Raw genomic sequence first — 17594 nt, 5'->3', positions numbered from 1 at the left:
TTTATTTTGAATGTCCGCAAAATCCGTCCTACATCTCCCGGCCTCCACGGACAGTCCAGATCATGAAGTGCCACCAGACGGTCCTGCACATTGGTGCCTGCGCCCATCTTGGCGGTGCTGCCCATAAGCACACGCACCTGACCGGTACGGACTTTAGAGAACAGCTCCTTTTTCCGCACTTCGGTGTTAGCTTCATGGATAAAAGCGATCTGGTCGGCAGGCATCCCCTGGGCAATGAGCTTCTGACGAATATCGTCATACACCGTAAAGGCCGGTTCCTGCTCCGGCAGAGGTACAGCGCCTTCCAGTGCGTGAAGCAGTGGATTATCCAGCGTTTTCGCCGCCTTGCTTGCAGGAGCTTTTGCCTGCGGGGTAGAAATATCACAGAACACCAGCTGGGTCAGCTTGTCAGCTTCGCCATCCCGCCAGATCTGCATGATGTTCTCCACACACTGATTGACCTTTGTGCCAGGTTCATCCGGCAGCATCTGGTTGACGATCCTCTGGTCCAGCCCCAGCTTGCGGCCATCCGAGGTAATTTTGAGCATATTGTCCTGGGACGGATCAACGGTTCCGCTGTGTACCAGCGATGCGCGCTCCGAAAGGGCCTTGACCATTTCCTGCTGATGTTCGGTGGGCTGCGCCACAACATTGTGGTATTCCACCTCCGGGGTAGGCAGATTCAGTTGGTCGGCGGTCTTGATGTCCGCCACTTCTTTGAACAGGTTCATCAGCTCAGGCAAGTTAAAGAACTTGCTGAATCTTGTTCTTGCCCGGTAGCCGGTTCCCTCCGGTGCCAGCTCCAATGCTGTGACGGTCTCCCCAAATCGGGAAGCCCAGCAGTCGAAGTGGGTCATGTTCAGCTCTTGCAGGCGTTCATATTGAAGATAACGCTGCATGGTGTAAAGCTCGGTCATGGAGTTGCTGACCGGTGTGCCGGTGGCAAAGATCACGCCACGGTTTCCAGTGATCTCATCCATATAGCGGCACTTGGCAAACATATCGGAGGATTTCTGCGCGTCCGATGTGGAAAGACCCGCCACATTCCGCATTTTTGTGTATAGAAACAGGTTTTTATAGTTGTGGGCCTCGTCCACAAACAAACGGTCCACACCCAGCTGCTCGAAGGTTACCACATCGTCTTTTCGCCCCTCGGCTTGCAGCTTTTCCAGTCTGGCTTCCAGAGACTTTCTGGTACGCTCCAGCTGCTTGACGGTAAAACGCTCGCCGCCGCTGGCCTGCACCTCTGCGATGCCCTCGGTGATCTCGTCGATCTGCTCATAGAGAAGCCTTTCCTGGCGCTCCCGGCTGATGGGGATACGCTCAAACTGGCTGTGTCCCATGATGATGGCGTCGTAGTCACCGGTCGCAATACGGGCGCAGAACTTCTTGCGGTTATGGGTCTCAAAGTCCTTTTTGGTTGTGACTAAGATGTTGGCAGAAGGATAGAGGCGCAGAAACTCCGATGCCCACTGCTCAGTCAGGTGGTTGGGAACCACAAAGAGAGATTTCTGGCACAAGCCCAGGCGTTTGGCTTCCATCGCAGCGGCCACCATCTCAAAGGTTTTGCCCGCGCCTACTTCGTGTGCCAGCAGGGTATTTCCGCCATACAGCACATGAGCGATAGCGCTTTTCTGGTGTTCCCGCAGGGTAATGGCCGGGTTCATGCCGCCAAAAGTGATATGGCTGCCATCATACTCGCGGGGACGGGTAGAGTTCATTTCTTCGTTATACTGGCGTACCAAAGTCTGGCGGCGCTCCGGGTCTCTCCAGATCCAGTCCCTGAAGGCTTCCCGGATAGCCTGCTGTTTTTGGGCAGCCAGAGTGGTCTCCTTGGCGTTTAGTACGCGGCGCTCTTTTCCGTCTGCGTCCTCTATGGTGTCATAGATACGGACATCCCGCAGGTTCAGGCTGTCCTCCAAAATCTTATAAGCATTGGCACGGCTGGTTCCATAGGTAGTGTAAGCTGCCACATCGTTGTAGGATACAGAAGATTTCCCCTTGATCTGCCATTCAGCAGTAAAGGAGGAATAGTTGACCTCAATGCTGCGCTGGAGATAAACCGGGGTGTTGAAGGTCTCGTACATAAACTGCTGGATGTACTCCTTGTCAATCCATGTAGCGCCCAGACGCACCTCAATTTCCGACGCATCCAGGTCTTTGGGCTGGGCGGCGGTAAGAGCTTCCACATTGACTGCAAAAGAAGGGTCCTGCTGTGCCGCCCTCTGTGCCTGACGCAGTTTGCGGCGTACATTGCCGGAAAGGTATTCATCAGCAGTCACATAATGGGGCGATCCGTCCTGTTCCAGCTGTCCCGGTACACGGAAGATCACACCTTGCAGTTCTCCCTCCAGTTCTTCTTTTGTTTTTCCGCTAAGCTGGCTCATATAGCCCATATCTACGCAGGCTTTTTCCGAGATGGACACCGCCAGTGCTTCGCTTGCCGTATCCACAGTAGCCACTGCCTGATGGGGCTTGATGGTTCGTTTGGTGAACATATCCGCCTTACGTTCCAGTTTCCCGTCCTCGTCGATGACTTCCAGCGCACAGAGCAGGTAATAGGAAGAATCATCTGCATAGGCCAGCCGATTTGCACGGTCATTGATAAGGCCATATTTTGCAGAAAAGCTGTCATAGAGGCTGTTCAGTTCCGCCTGCTTTTGGGTAATGGTGCTGTCCGGAACCGCTGCGTCCATCTGAAGGTCGATCAGTTCCTGCACACAATCCCGCAGTCCCACAAGACCTTTCACGCGGGCTTCGGCGGTGGCGTTGAGGTCAGGGCGCACCATACGACTGTTTTCCCGGTAGTACACCTGCCCGTCTACAATGGCATAGGAATAGTTCTTCACATTGGGGTCGGCAGGAATGGAGGTGTCAATGGCTTCGCATTCGCCCAGCTCCGGCAGCTCTGCCTCCTGATAAGTGCCATGAATATACTTCACCGCATCATGCAGTTGGTCGGAAAGCTCCAGTCCCTCGATAGGGTTCACGGTGTAGTCCATACCATGAGCAGTGCTTACCGGCTCCTGTCTGCCCAGCACCATTTCCGGGTGGTCCAAGAAATAGCGGTTGATGGAAAAGCCGTCCTGCGTCGTCGCGGACTGCGCCTGCTCGTTTCCGCCTTGCGGCGAAAAGCTCGCTTGCTCCGTCGCTCCTCCTTCTCCCACAAAGTCTTGCGACTTTGCGGGAACCCTGATAATGCCGGTCTGGGTCCACTCTGGTGCAATGTCCAGCGGACGGTCACGCTTTTGCAGGAAAATGATGTCCGATACCACCTCGGCACCGGCATTCTTTTTGAACGCGTCATTGGGCAGACGGATCGCTCCCAGCAGCTCGGCACGCTGGGCAAGATAGCGGCGCACGGTGGAATCCTTGGCGTCCATGGTATAGCGGGAGGTTACAAAAGCCACCACACCACCGGGACGCACCTGGTCCAGTGATTTGGCGAAAAAGTAGTTGTGAATACTAAAATTCAGCTTGTTGTAGGCTTTGTCATTGACCTGATACTGACCGAAAGGCACATTGCCGATGGCAAGGTCAAAGAAGTCACGCCTGTCGGTGGTCTCAAAGCCGCCTACTGTGATGTCCGCCTTGGGATAGAGCTGCTTTGCGATGCGCCCGGAAACAGGGTCCAGCTCCACGCCATACAGACGACTGTTTCGCATTTCCTCCGGCAGCATACCGAAGAAATTGCCCACACCCATAGACGGCTCCAGAATATTTCCGGTCTCAAATCCCATACGGCTCACCGCTTCATAGATTGCCTGAATGACCGTAGGGCTGGTGTAGTGGGCGTTGAGGGTGGAGCTTCTGGCGGCGGCATATTCCTCCGGGGTCAGCAGCTCTTTCAGCTGGGCATACTCGGAAGCCCATGCCGGTTTTTCCGGGTCAAAGGCATCGGCAAGGCCACCCCAGCCCACATAACGGGAAAGAATCTCCTGTTGTTCGGGGCTTGCCTGCTGTCCGGCAGCTTCCAGCTCTTTCAGCAAACGAATGGCATTAACATTTGCCTGGAACTTGGTTTTTGGACCGCCTTCGCCCAAATGCTCATCGGTAATGCGGAAGTTCTGTGCATTGCGGCGCAGGTTAGCCTTGTATTCCTCATAGGAGGCTTCCTCGGCAGCTTTGGCATTGGGGAAGGTCTGCCACTGGCCGTTGACCTGAATGGAAACCGGGTGTTCATCCAGCACTTCCTCAAAGGTTTTCTCCGGCTCTGTTGCAGGGGCTGGCGGCTCTGGCTCCTCGATATGCAGCCGTTCCACCACCACATCATAAGGCAGATGGTTCTTATCGCCCGGATAGACGGCCACGGTCTCGGAATGAAAGGCTGGGGATTCGGCAGACGGTTGGGGCTGTTCTTGTCCAAAGCCATCCAGCTGACGGGCATACATCCCGCGCAACAAAGGCACAACCTCATCCCAGCGGAAATATAGCATAGCCAGACGCTTTTCCTCTGCATCCATGACTTCCAGTTCTATGCCCTGTGCCGTGGTACGGTAATCGGCAATATCGCCGGTCTCCAGATTCAGGGTCTCAATCTCATGAGGGTAGGCTCTGCTCAGCCAGTAGGCGATCTCACTGTTGCTCCTGCCAGATTGCAGTAGCGTGGAAAGCTGCTGTTTATCTGCTTCATCCATCAGTCCATGGGACAATACATCCCGCAAGTCCTGATCTGCCTTGTCCGGGTCAATGGGAAGAGACTCGGTATAGTAAGCATTACGGCGATCTGCCCGAAGCAGCTGCTCGAACTGTTCTTTACGCTCTGCCCGGTAGATGGGATATACCATACCGGTGGGCAGAAGCTGTACGGTGTCATCCCGCAGCTCGGTGATCTGATAGGCGTCATCCTCGATATACACGGTATCGCCCACGGCATAAACCGGGGCGGCAGGGTCATAGGAGGTTCTTTGCGGAGTTGGGCGGCGAACTGCATCATATTCCTCATCGGAAATGGAAACTTCGGAAGTCTGCTCTGTCTCGGCAGCTGCGATCTGCTCTGCATCCGACATCACCTGCTGGATAAACGGGTCATTGTCCAGTTTTTCCGGGTCTGCCACCTGACCGTTGACAATCCCTCTTTCCTCCAGGGCTTCCCGGATGGCGATAGGGTCGATGTTGTCAAAACGGTCCTGTTCTTCTTCGGTATAGAACCGGTCCTCCTGAATGAGCTGGGCAATCCGGCGCTGTACCTTCGGCCAGGGCAGCTGCGTTTCCTCTGGACTTCCGGCACGGACAACGAACAGTCTGTTGCTGTCACCGTATTCCTGAGCCAGCCATGCAGCGGTATCTTTCTCCCTTGCATGGTCTTTCATATAGCGGACGACAGCGTGTTTACTCTCAATATTGCCGTTCCATGCACAAAGGGCAGTATCAATATCTTCCTGAGACAGAGGGCGCAGAAGTTCATGGAGCTTTGGATAGGTCTCGTCGATCACTTCCCGGTGCAGGCGCTGGCGGAACTCCGGCACATCCGAATAAAGGCGGATCAGCTCCATATCCTTAGAACCAAGAACCGCACGGCGCACAGCGGCATTGCCCTCGATGACAGCATTTTCACGGTCGGAATGACCGCAGGCATTTCGATATGCCACATCCTCAGATATGGCGGCAGTCACCACAGGCTTATACTGCTCGAAGGGTAGGCTTTGGCGTTTCTTCCTCTATCTCCGGCTGCTGGGCTTGAATGGCATCTTCTTCTGCCAGATCCTTTTCAGCCTGGATCTTGTCATACTGCGCTTGTTCCTGTTCGGTAAGATAGCGGCCTTTCTGGACAAGTGAGGTAATGCGCTTGGCAACCTTTTCCCAGTTCAAGTGAACATCCGGGCAGTCCTGCTTTTTATAGTGCAGTCCTTTCCCATCGTGATCTTCGCCGCTGTGTGTTGCGCCGGACAGGGCATGAGAGCGTCCGCCAATGCCATACTCGTCTTTAAGGAATCTCACTTTTTCCTTATCCGTATGGTTTTCCATGAAGAACGCATAGATACGGCCTTTTCCTCCGGCAAAACTGCTGCCGCCGGTCATGGCGGCGTCGATCTCATCCTCGGTAATGAAATGCTGGACGGTTGGCACTTGGGAAAGGTCCGAAGAAAAGGTCCTGCGGGGCAGGTCAAGGTCCTTCAGGTTCTCCCAGATTTCCCTTGGCCTATGGTAATGAAAGCGCAACAGGTCACGGTCCTGCTGATAGTCAGTCCAGAAGGCAGCGTATTCTTCCTTTAGGGTTTGGCGGAAAGCCGGGTCACTCAGCTGCTCGGCAAGCCATGCAGTTTCTTCCGGGAACCCGGTTCTCTGAATACCGGACAGACAGGACAGATACCCGGAATCTCTGGCTTTATCGCTGAAATCGTGGTACAGATGCCAAAGTTTTTCTGCAAGGAGGGAGCGTTCATAGCCTGCCGCTTCTGCAAGCTCCACATTGGAGGCAAACTGGCCACTTTCCAAAAGTTCCCCGATGCGCTCTGCGGCACTCTCCCAGGAAATGACCTGGGCAGACCTGTCATAACGGACAGACTTCCCGTGGGAAAGATGGATACCATCCTCGGCATACCATGCGCTCACGCTGCCAAGGCCATTGCCGCCGTGGTACAGCGTTTTCAGTATCTCGGCAATCTCAGCGGTGGTTTTCAGCTTTTCAAATGCTGCAACCACACGCTCTCTCTGGCGGTCTGTATTGCCGCCCAAACGCAGCACATGGTCAATATCATTTTGGGCAAAAGAAAAAGCAGAGGATGTATGCGCTACATTCTCTGCTTCATCTATGGATTGGATCTGCTCCGCTTCGGAGAGGAACAGGTTTAGGGTCAGCTGTTGATAAGCTCCGCCATCAGGATCTCCTCTGCCTGGGCTTTGCAGGTGTTCATCAGGCCCACCCACTTCATGGGATCGCTGGCTTTCAGTTCCTCGGTGGCTCCCGCTTCCTTCGCCAGCTGGGGCATCATCTGTTCCAGTCTGCTCTGGGCGGTCTCGTCGATCTCGATGAGGTGCGGGTATAGCTTCTCGCTCAGCAACATCTGGTTGTAGAGGATGGGACGGTGTTCTTTCAGGTAGGTTTTCCTCATCCTGCCGTACTTGCCCAGGGGTTTCTCCGGCTGCTGGCTCAGCTTCAGGTCGGGAATCTGATAGTCTCCGTTCTGGATGTAGGTCATGGGATTGTTCATCTTGCTTGCTCCTTTCTTGGTTGGCTTCGCGCTCTGCATTTCGGACGGTAACGCCGATCTGCCGCAGCACCTGCTGGTTGATCTGGCTGACCGCTGTTCCCAGCGCCCCGATGGTGGACGGGGTGTTGAAATCAAAGATCGCCATGAAATCTTCGTGGTCGAAGTAGCGTTCCGGCTCCAGTCCACAGCGGGACATCAAAGCGTAAGTGATGCTGACGGTGGCGGCTGCCTTGAACTGCACTCCGATGTTATACTCATCATATTCCTCCAAAAAGGAGCCGTCAACGATATAGAAGAAGTCCTGCTGATGCTCCGTCCAATATTCCTCGGCCAGTTTTCCAGCTACCTCCGTGAGCTGTCCGGCAAGATCATCACCGGAAACATCATAGGTGCGCTCCAGCATGGCCTGCACGGAATCCAGATGGCGCTCCTCCAACTGCCACAGCCAGGGAGTGCGGGAATGTTCACGGGTTCCGGTGTCGGAAATGTCAAAGACATAACGCAGGCGAGGTCTGTCCCCGGAATCATCCACCAGAGCGATTCCCTTGGAACCGCGCCTTACATAACGGCCCATCTTTTCATTCCACAAATCGTACTCCGCACAGGCGGTGGCGTCCGGTCGCTGGGCATAGATCATCAGCTGCTCATGGAATGGGTACTTGTAAAGGCGGGAAGCAGTGGTGAGAAACCCTGCCCATTCCTGCCAGCTCCCCGTGAGCTGTGTTGCCACCTTGTCCGCCATCTGTGCATATAGTTCAGCTTTGGTTGGCATAGTGTTCTGTCCTCCTTTCAGTTTTGGGGTAAAAAGGCGGGGTGGCAGATCGCCACCCCATCCCTGCGGTTATGTTGTTTACTGGTCAAAATCCGGGTACAGCTCCAGTTCGGCAAACTCGGCATCACTCATGGCCTGGAGCTTGCCCAGTGCGCTGTCTGTCAACTCCCGCAGCTCGGTTTCCTCCGGCGAAAGCTCGCCGCGCATCTCACGCAAACTGTCAATCAGCCCGGTGCGGCTGCCGGTATTGTAAATGCACATCAGGTTCATTTCCTCAAAAGTAAAGTTTCCCATATCAAATCTCCCTTTCCGCACTCTTTTTGGGTGCTGTCTTTTTGTGTTCTGCCTTGGGCTGGCTTTTCAGCTGCTCCATGACGGACTTTTTCTTTTCCCGTTCCTCCCGATGGGCAGCGGCAGCCAGATCCATCAGGGAAATGGGCTGACCGCTTCGGGCCTGCTGTTCCAGCTCTGCCACCGTAGGTTCTTTTGCGCCATTGTTGATGATACCGTCGATCATGCCGTAATCGTCCTCCAGCATCATTTCCGCATTTTTCAGCGGGTTTTCTGGCAGGAATCCGGGGATCTGGGTAAAACCAACACTGTCACAGTAATGACAGGATACCTTACCGTCCTGTCTGATCGCAACGATGTCGCTGACGCTCATGGAGGGACTGTGAAAGTCCACGGGCTTTTCCAGATTGAATTGCTGATAGAGTTTTTCCAGCTGCTCCGGCACAGTGCCAGACTCCCTCAGAGGAGCTGTGTAAATGAGGTCATAATTGCTGCGGTCTATGGAAATGTCGTGGGACTTTAACCAATCCAGATTCATAAAGCGCACATTCTGCGGATCGTCACTACTTACCTGATAGATGGCAAAGCAATCTCTGTTCTGAGAGAGAAATGCCTGTTCGCGTTCCTGCTGATGTTCCTGACGCTCCATGACCTTTTCGTGGAACTGAGGGCTTTTCTCCCATTCATCACGGCCTACGCCGAAAAGACCGCCATGATCCATGATTTCCTGCGGGTCAAACACCATGCTCTCCGTATTGTCCTCATGCAGCACATAGACAGTCAAACCGGCGGCATCCAGTTCCAGCGCCCGTTCTCTGGTAACAGGGAGCATCCCATCATAGGAGTAGCCGTATTCCTGCATATCCGGTGTGGAGACCTGCTCATCCGGCATGGGGTATTCATCCAGTGCCTGCTCCTGTGCCTCCGGCAACTGGGAAGAAGCAATCATCTGACTGGTCTCTGCCTGCATTTGCTGATAGGCCGCTTCCTGCAAGGTCTCAATCATGGACATAGGAGCGTGTCTGAGCGAAGTGCTGTCCAGATTGTTGTCATCACAAATCTGGAGAACTGCATTTTTGCGGGAAAGCTCCGGCATATCCAGCTGACCACCATCCAGCTCTTTCATGGATGCGGCATCGTAAAGGGTATAGTCCCATCCGCTGTCACAGGGCTGAATATGAAGATAGGTGGCATCGTCAATTAGAAACAAAGCCTCCTGCTGGTTTGCCTCCGCATCAAGAACCGCCATTTCCGGCTCTTTTTTTGCATTGGGGTCAATTCCACGCTCTTTGCAGATTTCCTTATAGTGGCGCTCAATGTCAGAGATCAAAGTGCCGGAGGTCTTATTGATGGTCTCCAAACTGGCTCTCAGCTCTTTCAGTTCCTTGCCCTGACTCCAGCTTGCAATATAGCCGAAGCTGTTTTCTCCGGTCTCAATGCCAAAATATTTGCAGACCGCATAGGAGATGCTTTCAGCCTCCACTTCCTCCGTGTGGCGGTCTTTCCTCTGTTCTTGCAAAAACTGGGCGAGGGTAGAAAAGCCGCCAACAAAATTCAGCCCTTCTTCCTCGGTCAGGATCAGGCGTCCATCTTCCGCCAGCTCCAGCGGCTCTGTCAGCAGAACGGAACCTGCATGGTTTACAACCACTTGTTCTTCTACACAGACCGGCTCTCCGGGGTCGTAGTCAGAACCGCGCAGGTCATAGCAATAAACGCCCTCCGGCAGATTATCACGGACAATCCGCCCATTGGAGAACAGACCGGATTTATCAAACAGCTCGATTTCCTGATACTTCTCGTCATTGGCAATCTGAATCTTTTTCTGATTGTGGAGCTTGCTGTGGGCAATCTCGTGTACTGTGGCCGAAACCGTCTGCACCTCACTCATGCCCTGACGAATGGCAATTTTCTGATGATCGGCAGAAAAATAGCCGTCCGTATCGGCGGCCATTGCTTCAAAAGTGATCGGCACCGGCGCGCTGCGGCGCAGGGCCTCCATGAATGCCTCATAATTTGGCACATTGCCGGAAAGGGAGGAAGCAAGCTCCGGCAAAGGTTTCCCGTCAGTCTGGCTCACATCAAAGACCTTGACCGGGCGAAACATGGGGATCTCGATTTCTTTTTCCTCTGTAACGATCTTTCCGTCTTTATCCAGAATCGGAGCCTTGGTATCCGGGTCCAGTTTCTGCTCCTCAATTTTCTTCTTGTACGGTGTGGGGGCGATGATGGTAATGCCATGCTCTCCCTTTTTAACATGACGCTCAAACTGGTCTTTCCACTTATTGTATCCGGCTACCAAAGTGGCGTCCGGCTTCTGCATATAGATGAGCATGGTGTTGTTTACCGAATAGCGGTGGAAGCGGGACATAACGGACAGATAGCGCATATACTTTTCACTCTCAAACAGTTCCTTGATGCCCTGCTCGATGCCGTCTGTGATTTCCCTTAGCCGCTCTCGGTTGGTGGGTTTGTTCTCAGCCATGATTTTCAATCTCCTTTCCAAATGTGTGATTTCTGCTGTGTGTTCTGCAATCCATGCCTTTTGTTCTTCTTCACTTTCATAAAGAAAAAGGTCCAACAGGTACTCTACATAGGTTTTCTTCTGGATTGCTTCCACAAAACGGGGGTGCGGTTCTTCCTCCGGTGTCCGGGGAGAATTGTCGGCCTCCCATTTTTTCAGCAGATAGTAGTAATCGGACAGTACGCGATAACACCGCTGCCGGTCCTCCCGAAACTTTTGTGCCTCTGTTTTCTGCCGGACATATCTCCTACGGGGAGGGGCCTGACTGTCATAGATCAGGCCAAAGTCCTGTGCCAGTTTCTCCGCCGCTTCTTTTGGGGAGAGGTCAAAGAGCTTTGCGGTAAAGTCGATCACATCCCCATCTTCACCGCAGCCAAAGCAGTGGAACCGCTGGTCTACCTTCATGCTGGGGTTCTTATCATCGTGAAAGGGACAGCAGGCCATGCCATTTCGTTTGACCTCGATCCCATAAAACGCTGCCGCATCTCTGGTGCTGACCGACTGCTTGACTGCTTCAAATACATTCTCTGTCATGTGCCTTTAACTGCTGGACTTTCTCACAGGGGGCTGGTATCCGGCAGCTTTCGCACGCTCACTGGCGGCTTTGCGGCGTTCTACGCTATATGGCTCCCGGACTGATACACACCGCTTTGGGACGGTAAAGTTATGGGCGTCCTTTCGGGTGATCTGGTCGGGGTGCTTTTTTGCCAGCAGTTCCAGCTTCTCCATCAGACGAGGATCGTGGGTGTAGACCTCAGCCATTGGTTCTGCCTGGTTATAAAGGAGAATGGTTTCCCGTTCCACTAAAGAGAGCTTCATCGGCTGCCTCCTTTCCGCTGATCAAATTCCAGCTTGAAGTTGGCGTACTGTCCATCGTCCTCCAAAACCACAGTGGCATCGTAGGTCTTGCCGGTTTTCTCCGAATATAGCCCCGTCACACGGACACGGCCATCGTTAAGCAGTGCAGACACCACAGCCTTGGTCGGCTGTTTTTTCTTGGCAGCCCACCATTTGTTATTTTTCCAGATTGCAAATTTGCAAGAATCATTCTGACAGAAGAAGCCTTTTTGCAGTTCTGCAACTTCACCGCCGCAGCGAGGGCATTTGCCCACCACCTCACGGGGCGGAGTGAACAGGTACTCAGTTCCTTTGATGACCTGATAAGTTCCCACCAGATCTTTCAGCATGGTGCTGATCCCGTCCAAAAACTCCTCCGGGACAAGCTGCCCGCGCTCGATCTCGCCCAGTCGGTACTCCCACTCGGCAGTCAGAAGCGGCGATTGCAGTTGTTCCGGCAGAACGGTGATCAGGGAAACTGCATCGTGGGAAGGGAGAAGCTGCACCGTTTTCCTGCTCTTTTTTCGTTCCAGAAAACCGGCAGATACCAGCTTTTCCAAAATACCGGCACGGGTTGCCGGTGTCCCCAGGCCCTTTCGCTCGGCATCCTCCGGCATATCCTCTTTTCCGGCAGTCTCCATCGCGGACAATAGGGTGTCCTCCGTAAAGTGCTGAGGAGGACTGCTTTTGCCTTCTTTGATGATTGCAGCAGCAACCGAAAGGGTCTGTCCTTCGGTCAGCTCCGGCAGGGCTTTCTCTGCGCCCTCTTTTTTCGGCTCTGCATCCTTCATTTTGGCACGGTAGGCGTCCTCCAGTGCTTTCCATCCGGGGTGCTTCACCGTTTTTCCTTTGGCGGTAAACTCCCTACCGGCACACGCTGCAATCACAACGGTTTCCGAATAGATATGGGGCTGGGCCACGGCACACAGCAGACGCAGGGCCACCAGCTCCAGCACCGCTTTTTCTCCCGCAGGAAGGGCAGAAAGGTCTGCATCCTTGAGATTTCTGGTAGGGATTACTGCGTGGTGGTCGGTTACTTTCTTATCGTTGATGACCGTCTGCGGATCACAGGTAATGGCGATCCCTTTGCGAAACGGCATAGCATTGGCAACCAGATTCACCAGCACCGGCAGGCTGTCTGCCATATCACTGGTCAGATAGCGGCTGTCAGTACGGGGATAGGTGCAGAGCTTCTTTTCATACAGGCTTTGCAGATAGTCCAGGGTCTGCTGGGCTGTAAATCCAAGCAGGCGATTGGCATCTCTTTGCAGAGTAGTCAGATCATAGAGGGCAGGCGGCTTTTCGGACTTTTCCTTGCACTCCACCTTTTTGATTGTGACATTTGCACCCTGACAGGCTTCTTTCAGCTGCTCAGCAGCAACCTTATCCGCCATGCGCTCCCCGGATACGGTAAGACCGGGCAGCTCCAGCGCCACGGTATAAAAGGGAATCGGCTTAAAGGTGTCGATCTCAGCTTCTCGCTGAACAATAAGCGCCAGCGTCGGGGACATCACGCGCCCGATGTTGAGGGTTCGGTGATACAGCACGGAAAAAAGCCTTGTGGCATTGATCCCCACCAGCCAGTCGGCCTTGGCACGGCAGAGGGCAGCATCCCGAAGTCCGTCATAATCCGCACCGGGGCGCAGGTTTGCAAAGCCCTCCCTTATGGCAAAGTCCTCCATCGAAGAAATCCAGAGCCTTTTCATAGGCTTTTGACAGTCTGCCAGCTCATAGACGCTGCGGAAGATCAGCTCACCCTCGCGTCCGGCATCGCAGGCATTTACCACTTCCGTCACATCCGGGGCATTCATCAGCTTTTTGAGAATATCAAACTGCTTTTTCTTATCCTTTCCCACCACCATCTGCCAATGCTCCGGCAGGATAGGCAGGTCATCATATCGCCACTTGGCATACTTGGGATCATAACTGTCTGCATCCGCAAGACCAGCCAGATGGCCCACGCACCAGCTGACACGCCAGCCGTTACCCTCCAGATACCCATCCTTACGAGCAGTTGCACCGATTACCGCAGCCAGACTTTGTGCAACCGATGGTTTTTCAGCGATTACCAGTTTATATCTCATCATCTTCAGCCTCCCATTCATTCTGCCAATTATCAGACAGTTTTTTTGCAATGCTGTGTTCTGAGGCAAGTGTAATGTCATAGCCAAAGCGATAATCATATCGGTACAACCTGCCAATCAAATCATTGATTATGATATTGCAGGCCATAATCACACGCTCTTTATCCACCTGCATCAGTTGATAGCGTTGATAATTGTTGTAATATTCTCGATGTCTGTGGGTTCTGCTGACCGTATCTTCCATCAGACAATCTATGGCATCTTTTTCACCATCTTCTTTGCTGCCCTGTGTATAAGACAACAGTTCCTTAACCATGGGAAAACTTTGTTCATCTACCGTTGCTTCTTCGCTCAAAAAACCGATATAAGCTTTTAGTAACAGGCTAACTGCTGTTTTTTCAGCTTCAGATAAAGCGTTCATGGTCTCCGCTGCATCAGGCAACAGTTCCTTTTCCACAAATTCATCTATCTCACCAGAATAAAGCATTCGGATTGAGTCCACACATAAAGAGCGCTTTTGGGGTGCGGTCTCAATTTCAAAATCATAAAGATCCAAGTCATCGTCCTTCTTTGATTTTTTTTGAACTTTGCTGATAGCAGTGAAAAGAATGTCTCCTCCAAAGTAAATTCCGAAGGCGACCAGATCAAAAATAATCAGAAAGTGTAATAACCAGTTCCATGTGTTCATTGTGAGGTCCTCCTTTCTTTGACCATGTGCTGATTTTGGGTGTGGATTTACAGTAAGAGAGTGAGTAGAGCAGCAGAGGACAGTAATTTCTCCCTGTCCTCTGTCCCTTATCCCGCAATGATTTGAAATACGCTACGCTCAAATGGTTCAATCTGCTCTATCGCGTTCCTCATTAGGGTCAGAACCCTCAAAACCATCCTCAAGGACTTCCTCATCTTCGGTTTCCCATTCCTCGGAATCTTCCTCACCATAATCATAATCGTCCAGACTGTCATTGCCCTTGGTCTTAGGCTTATTCTTAACGAGCTTCAAGTAGGCAAATACGCCACCGCCGCCCAGCAGAGCCAGCAGAAGGATCAGCGCAGCCGGGTTCAGTCCGGCAGGCTTCTCTTTTTCCGGCTCCGGTGTTTCTGCCGGAGGTTCCGGTGCTTTTCCCGTACATTTACTCTTATCAGTTACACAGACCGGACAGGCCGTATTAACTGCCCCTGCTTCACATTTCTTCGTGCAGCTGCACACAGCAGGCGGCTCCTCTTTGGGTTTTCCATCTTCCATCAGCGCCATCAGGTCCGCTTCATCCACCTGGTTCAGAAAGTGAACAGCAGTCTTTTTATCCTCGTTGGCCCTGTCGATCAGGATATAAAAATAGTTGCCCGCCTTGGTGGTAACGGTAATGAGCTGTTTATTGCCCCCGAAATCATCCACCAGAGCGGCGTTGCCCTCCGGGGTCAGCGGAGGTGCTTTTTCCGTTTCTTCCACCACCACATTGCTGTCATTGGTGGTATCCTCTGCCGGGGGCGGCGCTGCGCCCTGGGCAAAAGCGGGAACGGTAAAGCCCGATGCCAGCACCAGCGTCAGGCAAAGGGCGGAAAGTGTTCGGAGCAATCGTTTATTCCTCATAGCTGTTTTCCTCCTGTTCGTTGTTGTCATCAGCAAAACTGCCGGGAACTGTGCCTCCGGACAGCATGGCGCTCAGCTGAGCCGGGGTCATACGCAGTGCGCGCACCATCTGGACGATCTCCAGATTTTCTGCCTCGGTTTTCTGTACCTCCAGCGCCTTGAGCTTTTCCTGATACTCTGCGATCTTCTCGCGGACCTTAGCAATCTCCTGGTCAATGCGTTCAATTTTGTTCTTTGCCATCGTCTATCACTCCTTCTAAAAAATCTCTGTTACCAGTTCATCAGGCCGTAGCCCTTGATACTCTGATAATTCAGGTCATAACTTTTGATCTTGCAGGCATCGCCGGAATTTCCCTCCACGGTATAAACACGGCTGCCATCGGTGCCGACAACAATTCCCACATGGTCTGCGGAACCATCCAGATCCCAATCGAAGAAAATGGCATCACCGGGGGCGATGTTTTCATATCCTCGTGCGCCCCACTGTCCATGAGACTGGAACCACGGAACACCCTGAGACTGACAACCAGCAAAGCGTGGTTCCGTTCGACCGGATTGACCATAGCACCATGATACAAAGCAGGCACACCATTCCACACGGGAGTCAAAGCCGTACCAGCTCCAATAAGGTTGTCCTCCCACATTGCCCACCTGACTTTTCGCCAGTTCCACCAGCTGCGGATTGCCGGGGCGGGTGCCATTGATAAATTCAACACCAGTCAAATCTTCAGAAACACCTGTATCGGGAGAACCGCCACCAAATAACAGCGGCTTATTGCCCATAGTCTGTCGGTAGACCTGGTACATCTCCATCTGCTCCGGAGTCAGTAGTTCTGGCGCAAGAGAGGCAATGGAACGGCTTGTTAAAGTTACATGGAGAATACGATATTCATATTCATGCTCATCACCATCTTCGTCAGTGTAAGTGCGAATCTGAATTTCTTCTCTCAGCGTAAGCTGATACTGTGCATCAAACACACGATCCAGCTCTGCCTGTGCGCTGTGGCGTGTATAGCCTTGCAAGACAGCAGAGAGAACTGCCGCCAGCTCATGGGGGTCATGGCCAATCATATCCAGGTTATAGCGATACTCGTCATACCCTGGGTGGCTGCTTTCGATGTTGTCGATTTTCTCCTGCAACCGAGCTTCTCTGTCTGCATAATCTGCCTCCACCGCCAGCATTTCCGGGTCATCCGATGGATAGGTAGTGCCGGAAATTACAGAACCAATACTCTGTGCCATCATAGAGCAGGAGGACATGGTATTCATCAGCATACAGGCGATGAGGAAAAAAAACCCTGCCATCAGGAAGCCCTTCTTGTGGCGCATGACGAATGCCCCTGCCTGCTGTGCCTTTTCTTTTACCGTCCTTGCGGCTTTTCCGGTTTTGGACGCAGCCTGGGCGGTATTTCCGGCAGTCTGACCGGTGCGCTTGGCGACGGCATACTGCTTTTTGATACTCTGTTTTTGCTGCCAGCGGGAGAGAGGGTTGCTGGTAAACTGAGGATTTTCCCGTAGGGACTTCTGGTACAGGGCATTTACATTTGCCTTTTCCAGCTTCTGCTCGGCCTGGGCTGCTTTGCGGTACGGCTTCAGCTTGTGGCTGCGATAGCCCTCCCGCACCAGATAAGCGCTGGTCTCCACCGCCTCCTCGGACTTGTGGGCGCTTTCCACGCCCACATTGTCCTGTTCTGTTTCCCGGATCTCTTTGTGAAACTTGCCCGCGACCAGATGGACGGGAGCTTCCTTAACCCCTTGAGAAAGTTTGGAAGGTGGTTTTTTCTTGTCCTCAAAGGTCAGCTTCGAGGTCTTTTTCCCGGTGTCCGGGTCAATGACCGTCTGTCTGACTTTTTTCTTTGGAATATTGGCCTGCGCCTTATCTGCTCTGGCCGTAGCTTTCTCCGTTTTGCGGATCGGCTTTTCCAGTGCAGGGTCAGCCCGTTCCTCATCAGTAAAGCGCAGGCGCGGCTCTTTATTCAAACCAATCACCCATTAGGATAGCATCCATCATGTGGTGCAGCTCCACATAGAGGGCCAAACCTTCCGGATCATATAGCGGATGCACGGTGAGATACGCATGGACTTGCGCCAGAATCTCAGAGAGCATTGTGATAGGTCTGCACCCTACAATGGTTGCTGCACCAGGGGCACACATCATATTCGCCCAAATCGAAAAGAGACGGGCAAGACCAATTTCGCCATCCTCATTCAAGGTTTTGAGTTCTTTGTCAGCGGTACGACACTCAACAACAGCGGAGGCCATTACCGGAAGCAACATGAATTCGTGAGCCTCCAATGCCTCACGGAAAAAAATCATGGTATCAAGTTCGCAAATATTCTGTTTCAT

The 17594-nt window shown here is 52.8% G+C and carries 12 protein-coding genes and 1 pseudogene; 1 reads left to right on the top strand and 12 read right to left on the bottom strand.

What is annotated here, in order from left to right:
- The 3 genes and pseudogenes from DXA87_RS18745 to DXA87_RS12065 all read right to left on the bottom strand — a co-directional run.
- Nucleotides 1–3092: pseudogene (locus DXA87_RS18745) on the bottom strand (SNF2-related protein); the annotation flags it as partial.
- Nucleotides 3093–5622: 2530 nt separating this feature from the next.
- Complete coding sequence (locus DXA87_RS18740) at nucleotides 5623–6687, bottom strand: hypothetical protein (protein WP_348982224.1); 1065 nt, start codon at nucleotides 6685–6687, stop codon at nucleotides 5623–5625.
- Between the two features lie 110 nt (nucleotides 6688–6797).
- Complete coding sequence (locus tag DXA87_RS12065) at nucleotides 6798–7154, bottom strand: TnpV protein (protein ID WP_117472346.1); 357 nt, start codon at nucleotides 7152–7154, stop codon at nucleotides 6798–6800.
- Between DXA87_RS12065 and DXA87_RS12060 the strand changes: the two genes are divergently transcribed.
- A complete protein-coding gene (locus tag DXA87_RS12060; protein ID WP_117472344.1) occupies nucleotides 7141–7908 on the top strand; it encodes a hypothetical protein in 768 nt (255 codons plus the stop codon). The two genes, DXA87_RS12065 and DXA87_RS12060, sit on opposite strands and share 14 nt — an antisense overlap.
- 96 nt (nucleotides 7909–8004) lie before the next feature.
- Here DXA87_RS12060 and DXA87_RS12055 read toward each other — a convergent pair whose 3' ends face one another.
- The 9 genes from DXA87_RS12055 to DXA87_RS12010 all read right to left on the bottom strand — a co-directional run bounded on the left by DXA87_RS12055 (nucleotide 8005) and on the right by DXA87_RS12010 (nucleotide 17594).
- A complete protein-coding gene (locus DXA87_RS12055; RefSeq protein ID WP_002588976.1) occupies nucleotides 8005–8220 on the bottom strand; it encodes a transposon-transfer assisting family protein in 216 nt (71 codons plus the stop codon).
- A 1-nt stretch (nucleotide 8221) separates the two neighbouring features.
- Entirely contained in the window at nucleotides 8222–11272 is a 3051-nt protein-coding gene (locus tag DXA87_RS12050) for an LPD28 domain-containing protein (RefSeq protein WP_117504569.1), read from the bottom strand.
- A gap of 6 nt (nucleotides 11273–11278) precedes the next feature.
- Complete coding sequence (locus tag DXA87_RS12045; protein WP_117500159.1) at nucleotides 11279–11557, bottom strand: immunoglobulin; 279 nt, start codon at nucleotides 11555–11557, stop codon at nucleotides 11279–11281.
- The gene (locus DXA87_RS12040; RefSeq protein WP_117504567.1) at nucleotides 11554–13662 is read right to left on the bottom strand and encodes a type IA DNA topoisomerase; all 2109 of its coding nucleotides are present in this window, start codon (nucleotides 13660–13662) and stop codon (nucleotides 11554–11556) included. The genes DXA87_RS12045 and DXA87_RS12040 overlap by 4 nt, the downstream gene beginning before the upstream one ends.
- The gene (locus tag DXA87_RS12035; RefSeq protein ID WP_008723343.1) at nucleotides 13649–14347 is read right to left on the bottom strand and encodes a hypothetical protein; all 699 of its coding nucleotides are present in this window, start codon (nucleotides 14345–14347) and stop codon (nucleotides 13649–13651) included. Before DXA87_RS12035 ends, DXA87_RS12040 begins: the two co-directional genes overlap by 14 nt.
- A gap of 147 nt (nucleotides 14348–14494) precedes the next feature.
- Complete coding sequence (locus tag DXA87_RS12025; RefSeq protein WP_002589132.1) at nucleotides 14495–15247, bottom strand: DUF4366 domain-containing protein; 753 nt, start codon at nucleotides 15245–15247, stop codon at nucleotides 14495–14497.
- Complete coding sequence (locus tag DXA87_RS12020; RefSeq protein ID WP_002589133.1) at nucleotides 15237–15488, bottom strand: DUF4315 family protein; 252 nt, start codon at nucleotides 15486–15488, stop codon at nucleotides 15237–15239. Before DXA87_RS12020 ends, DXA87_RS12025 begins: the two co-directional genes overlap by 11 nt.
- A 29-nt stretch (nucleotides 15489–15517) precedes the next feature.
- Nucleotides 15518–17227, bottom strand: coding sequence for a CHAP domain-containing protein (locus DXA87_RS12015; RefSeq protein WP_117504563.1), 1710 nt, complete (start codon nucleotides 17225–17227; stop codon nucleotides 15518–15520).
- Complete coding sequence (locus DXA87_RS12010) at nucleotides 17220–17594, bottom strand: DUF3851 family protein (protein ID WP_002569211.1); 375 nt, start codon at nucleotides 17592–17594, stop codon at nucleotides 17220–17222. The genes DXA87_RS12015 and DXA87_RS12010 overlap by 8 nt, the downstream gene beginning before the upstream one ends.

The organism is Desulfotomaculum sp. OF05-3 (genome assembly GCF_003435535.1).
Lineage (GTDB): Bacteria > Bacillota > Clostridia > Lachnospirales > Lachnospiraceae > Pilosibacter > Pilosibacter fragilis.
The sequence above is the reverse complement of the archived record's forward strand: the minus strand, read 5'-3'. Positions and strand labels throughout refer to the sequence as shown.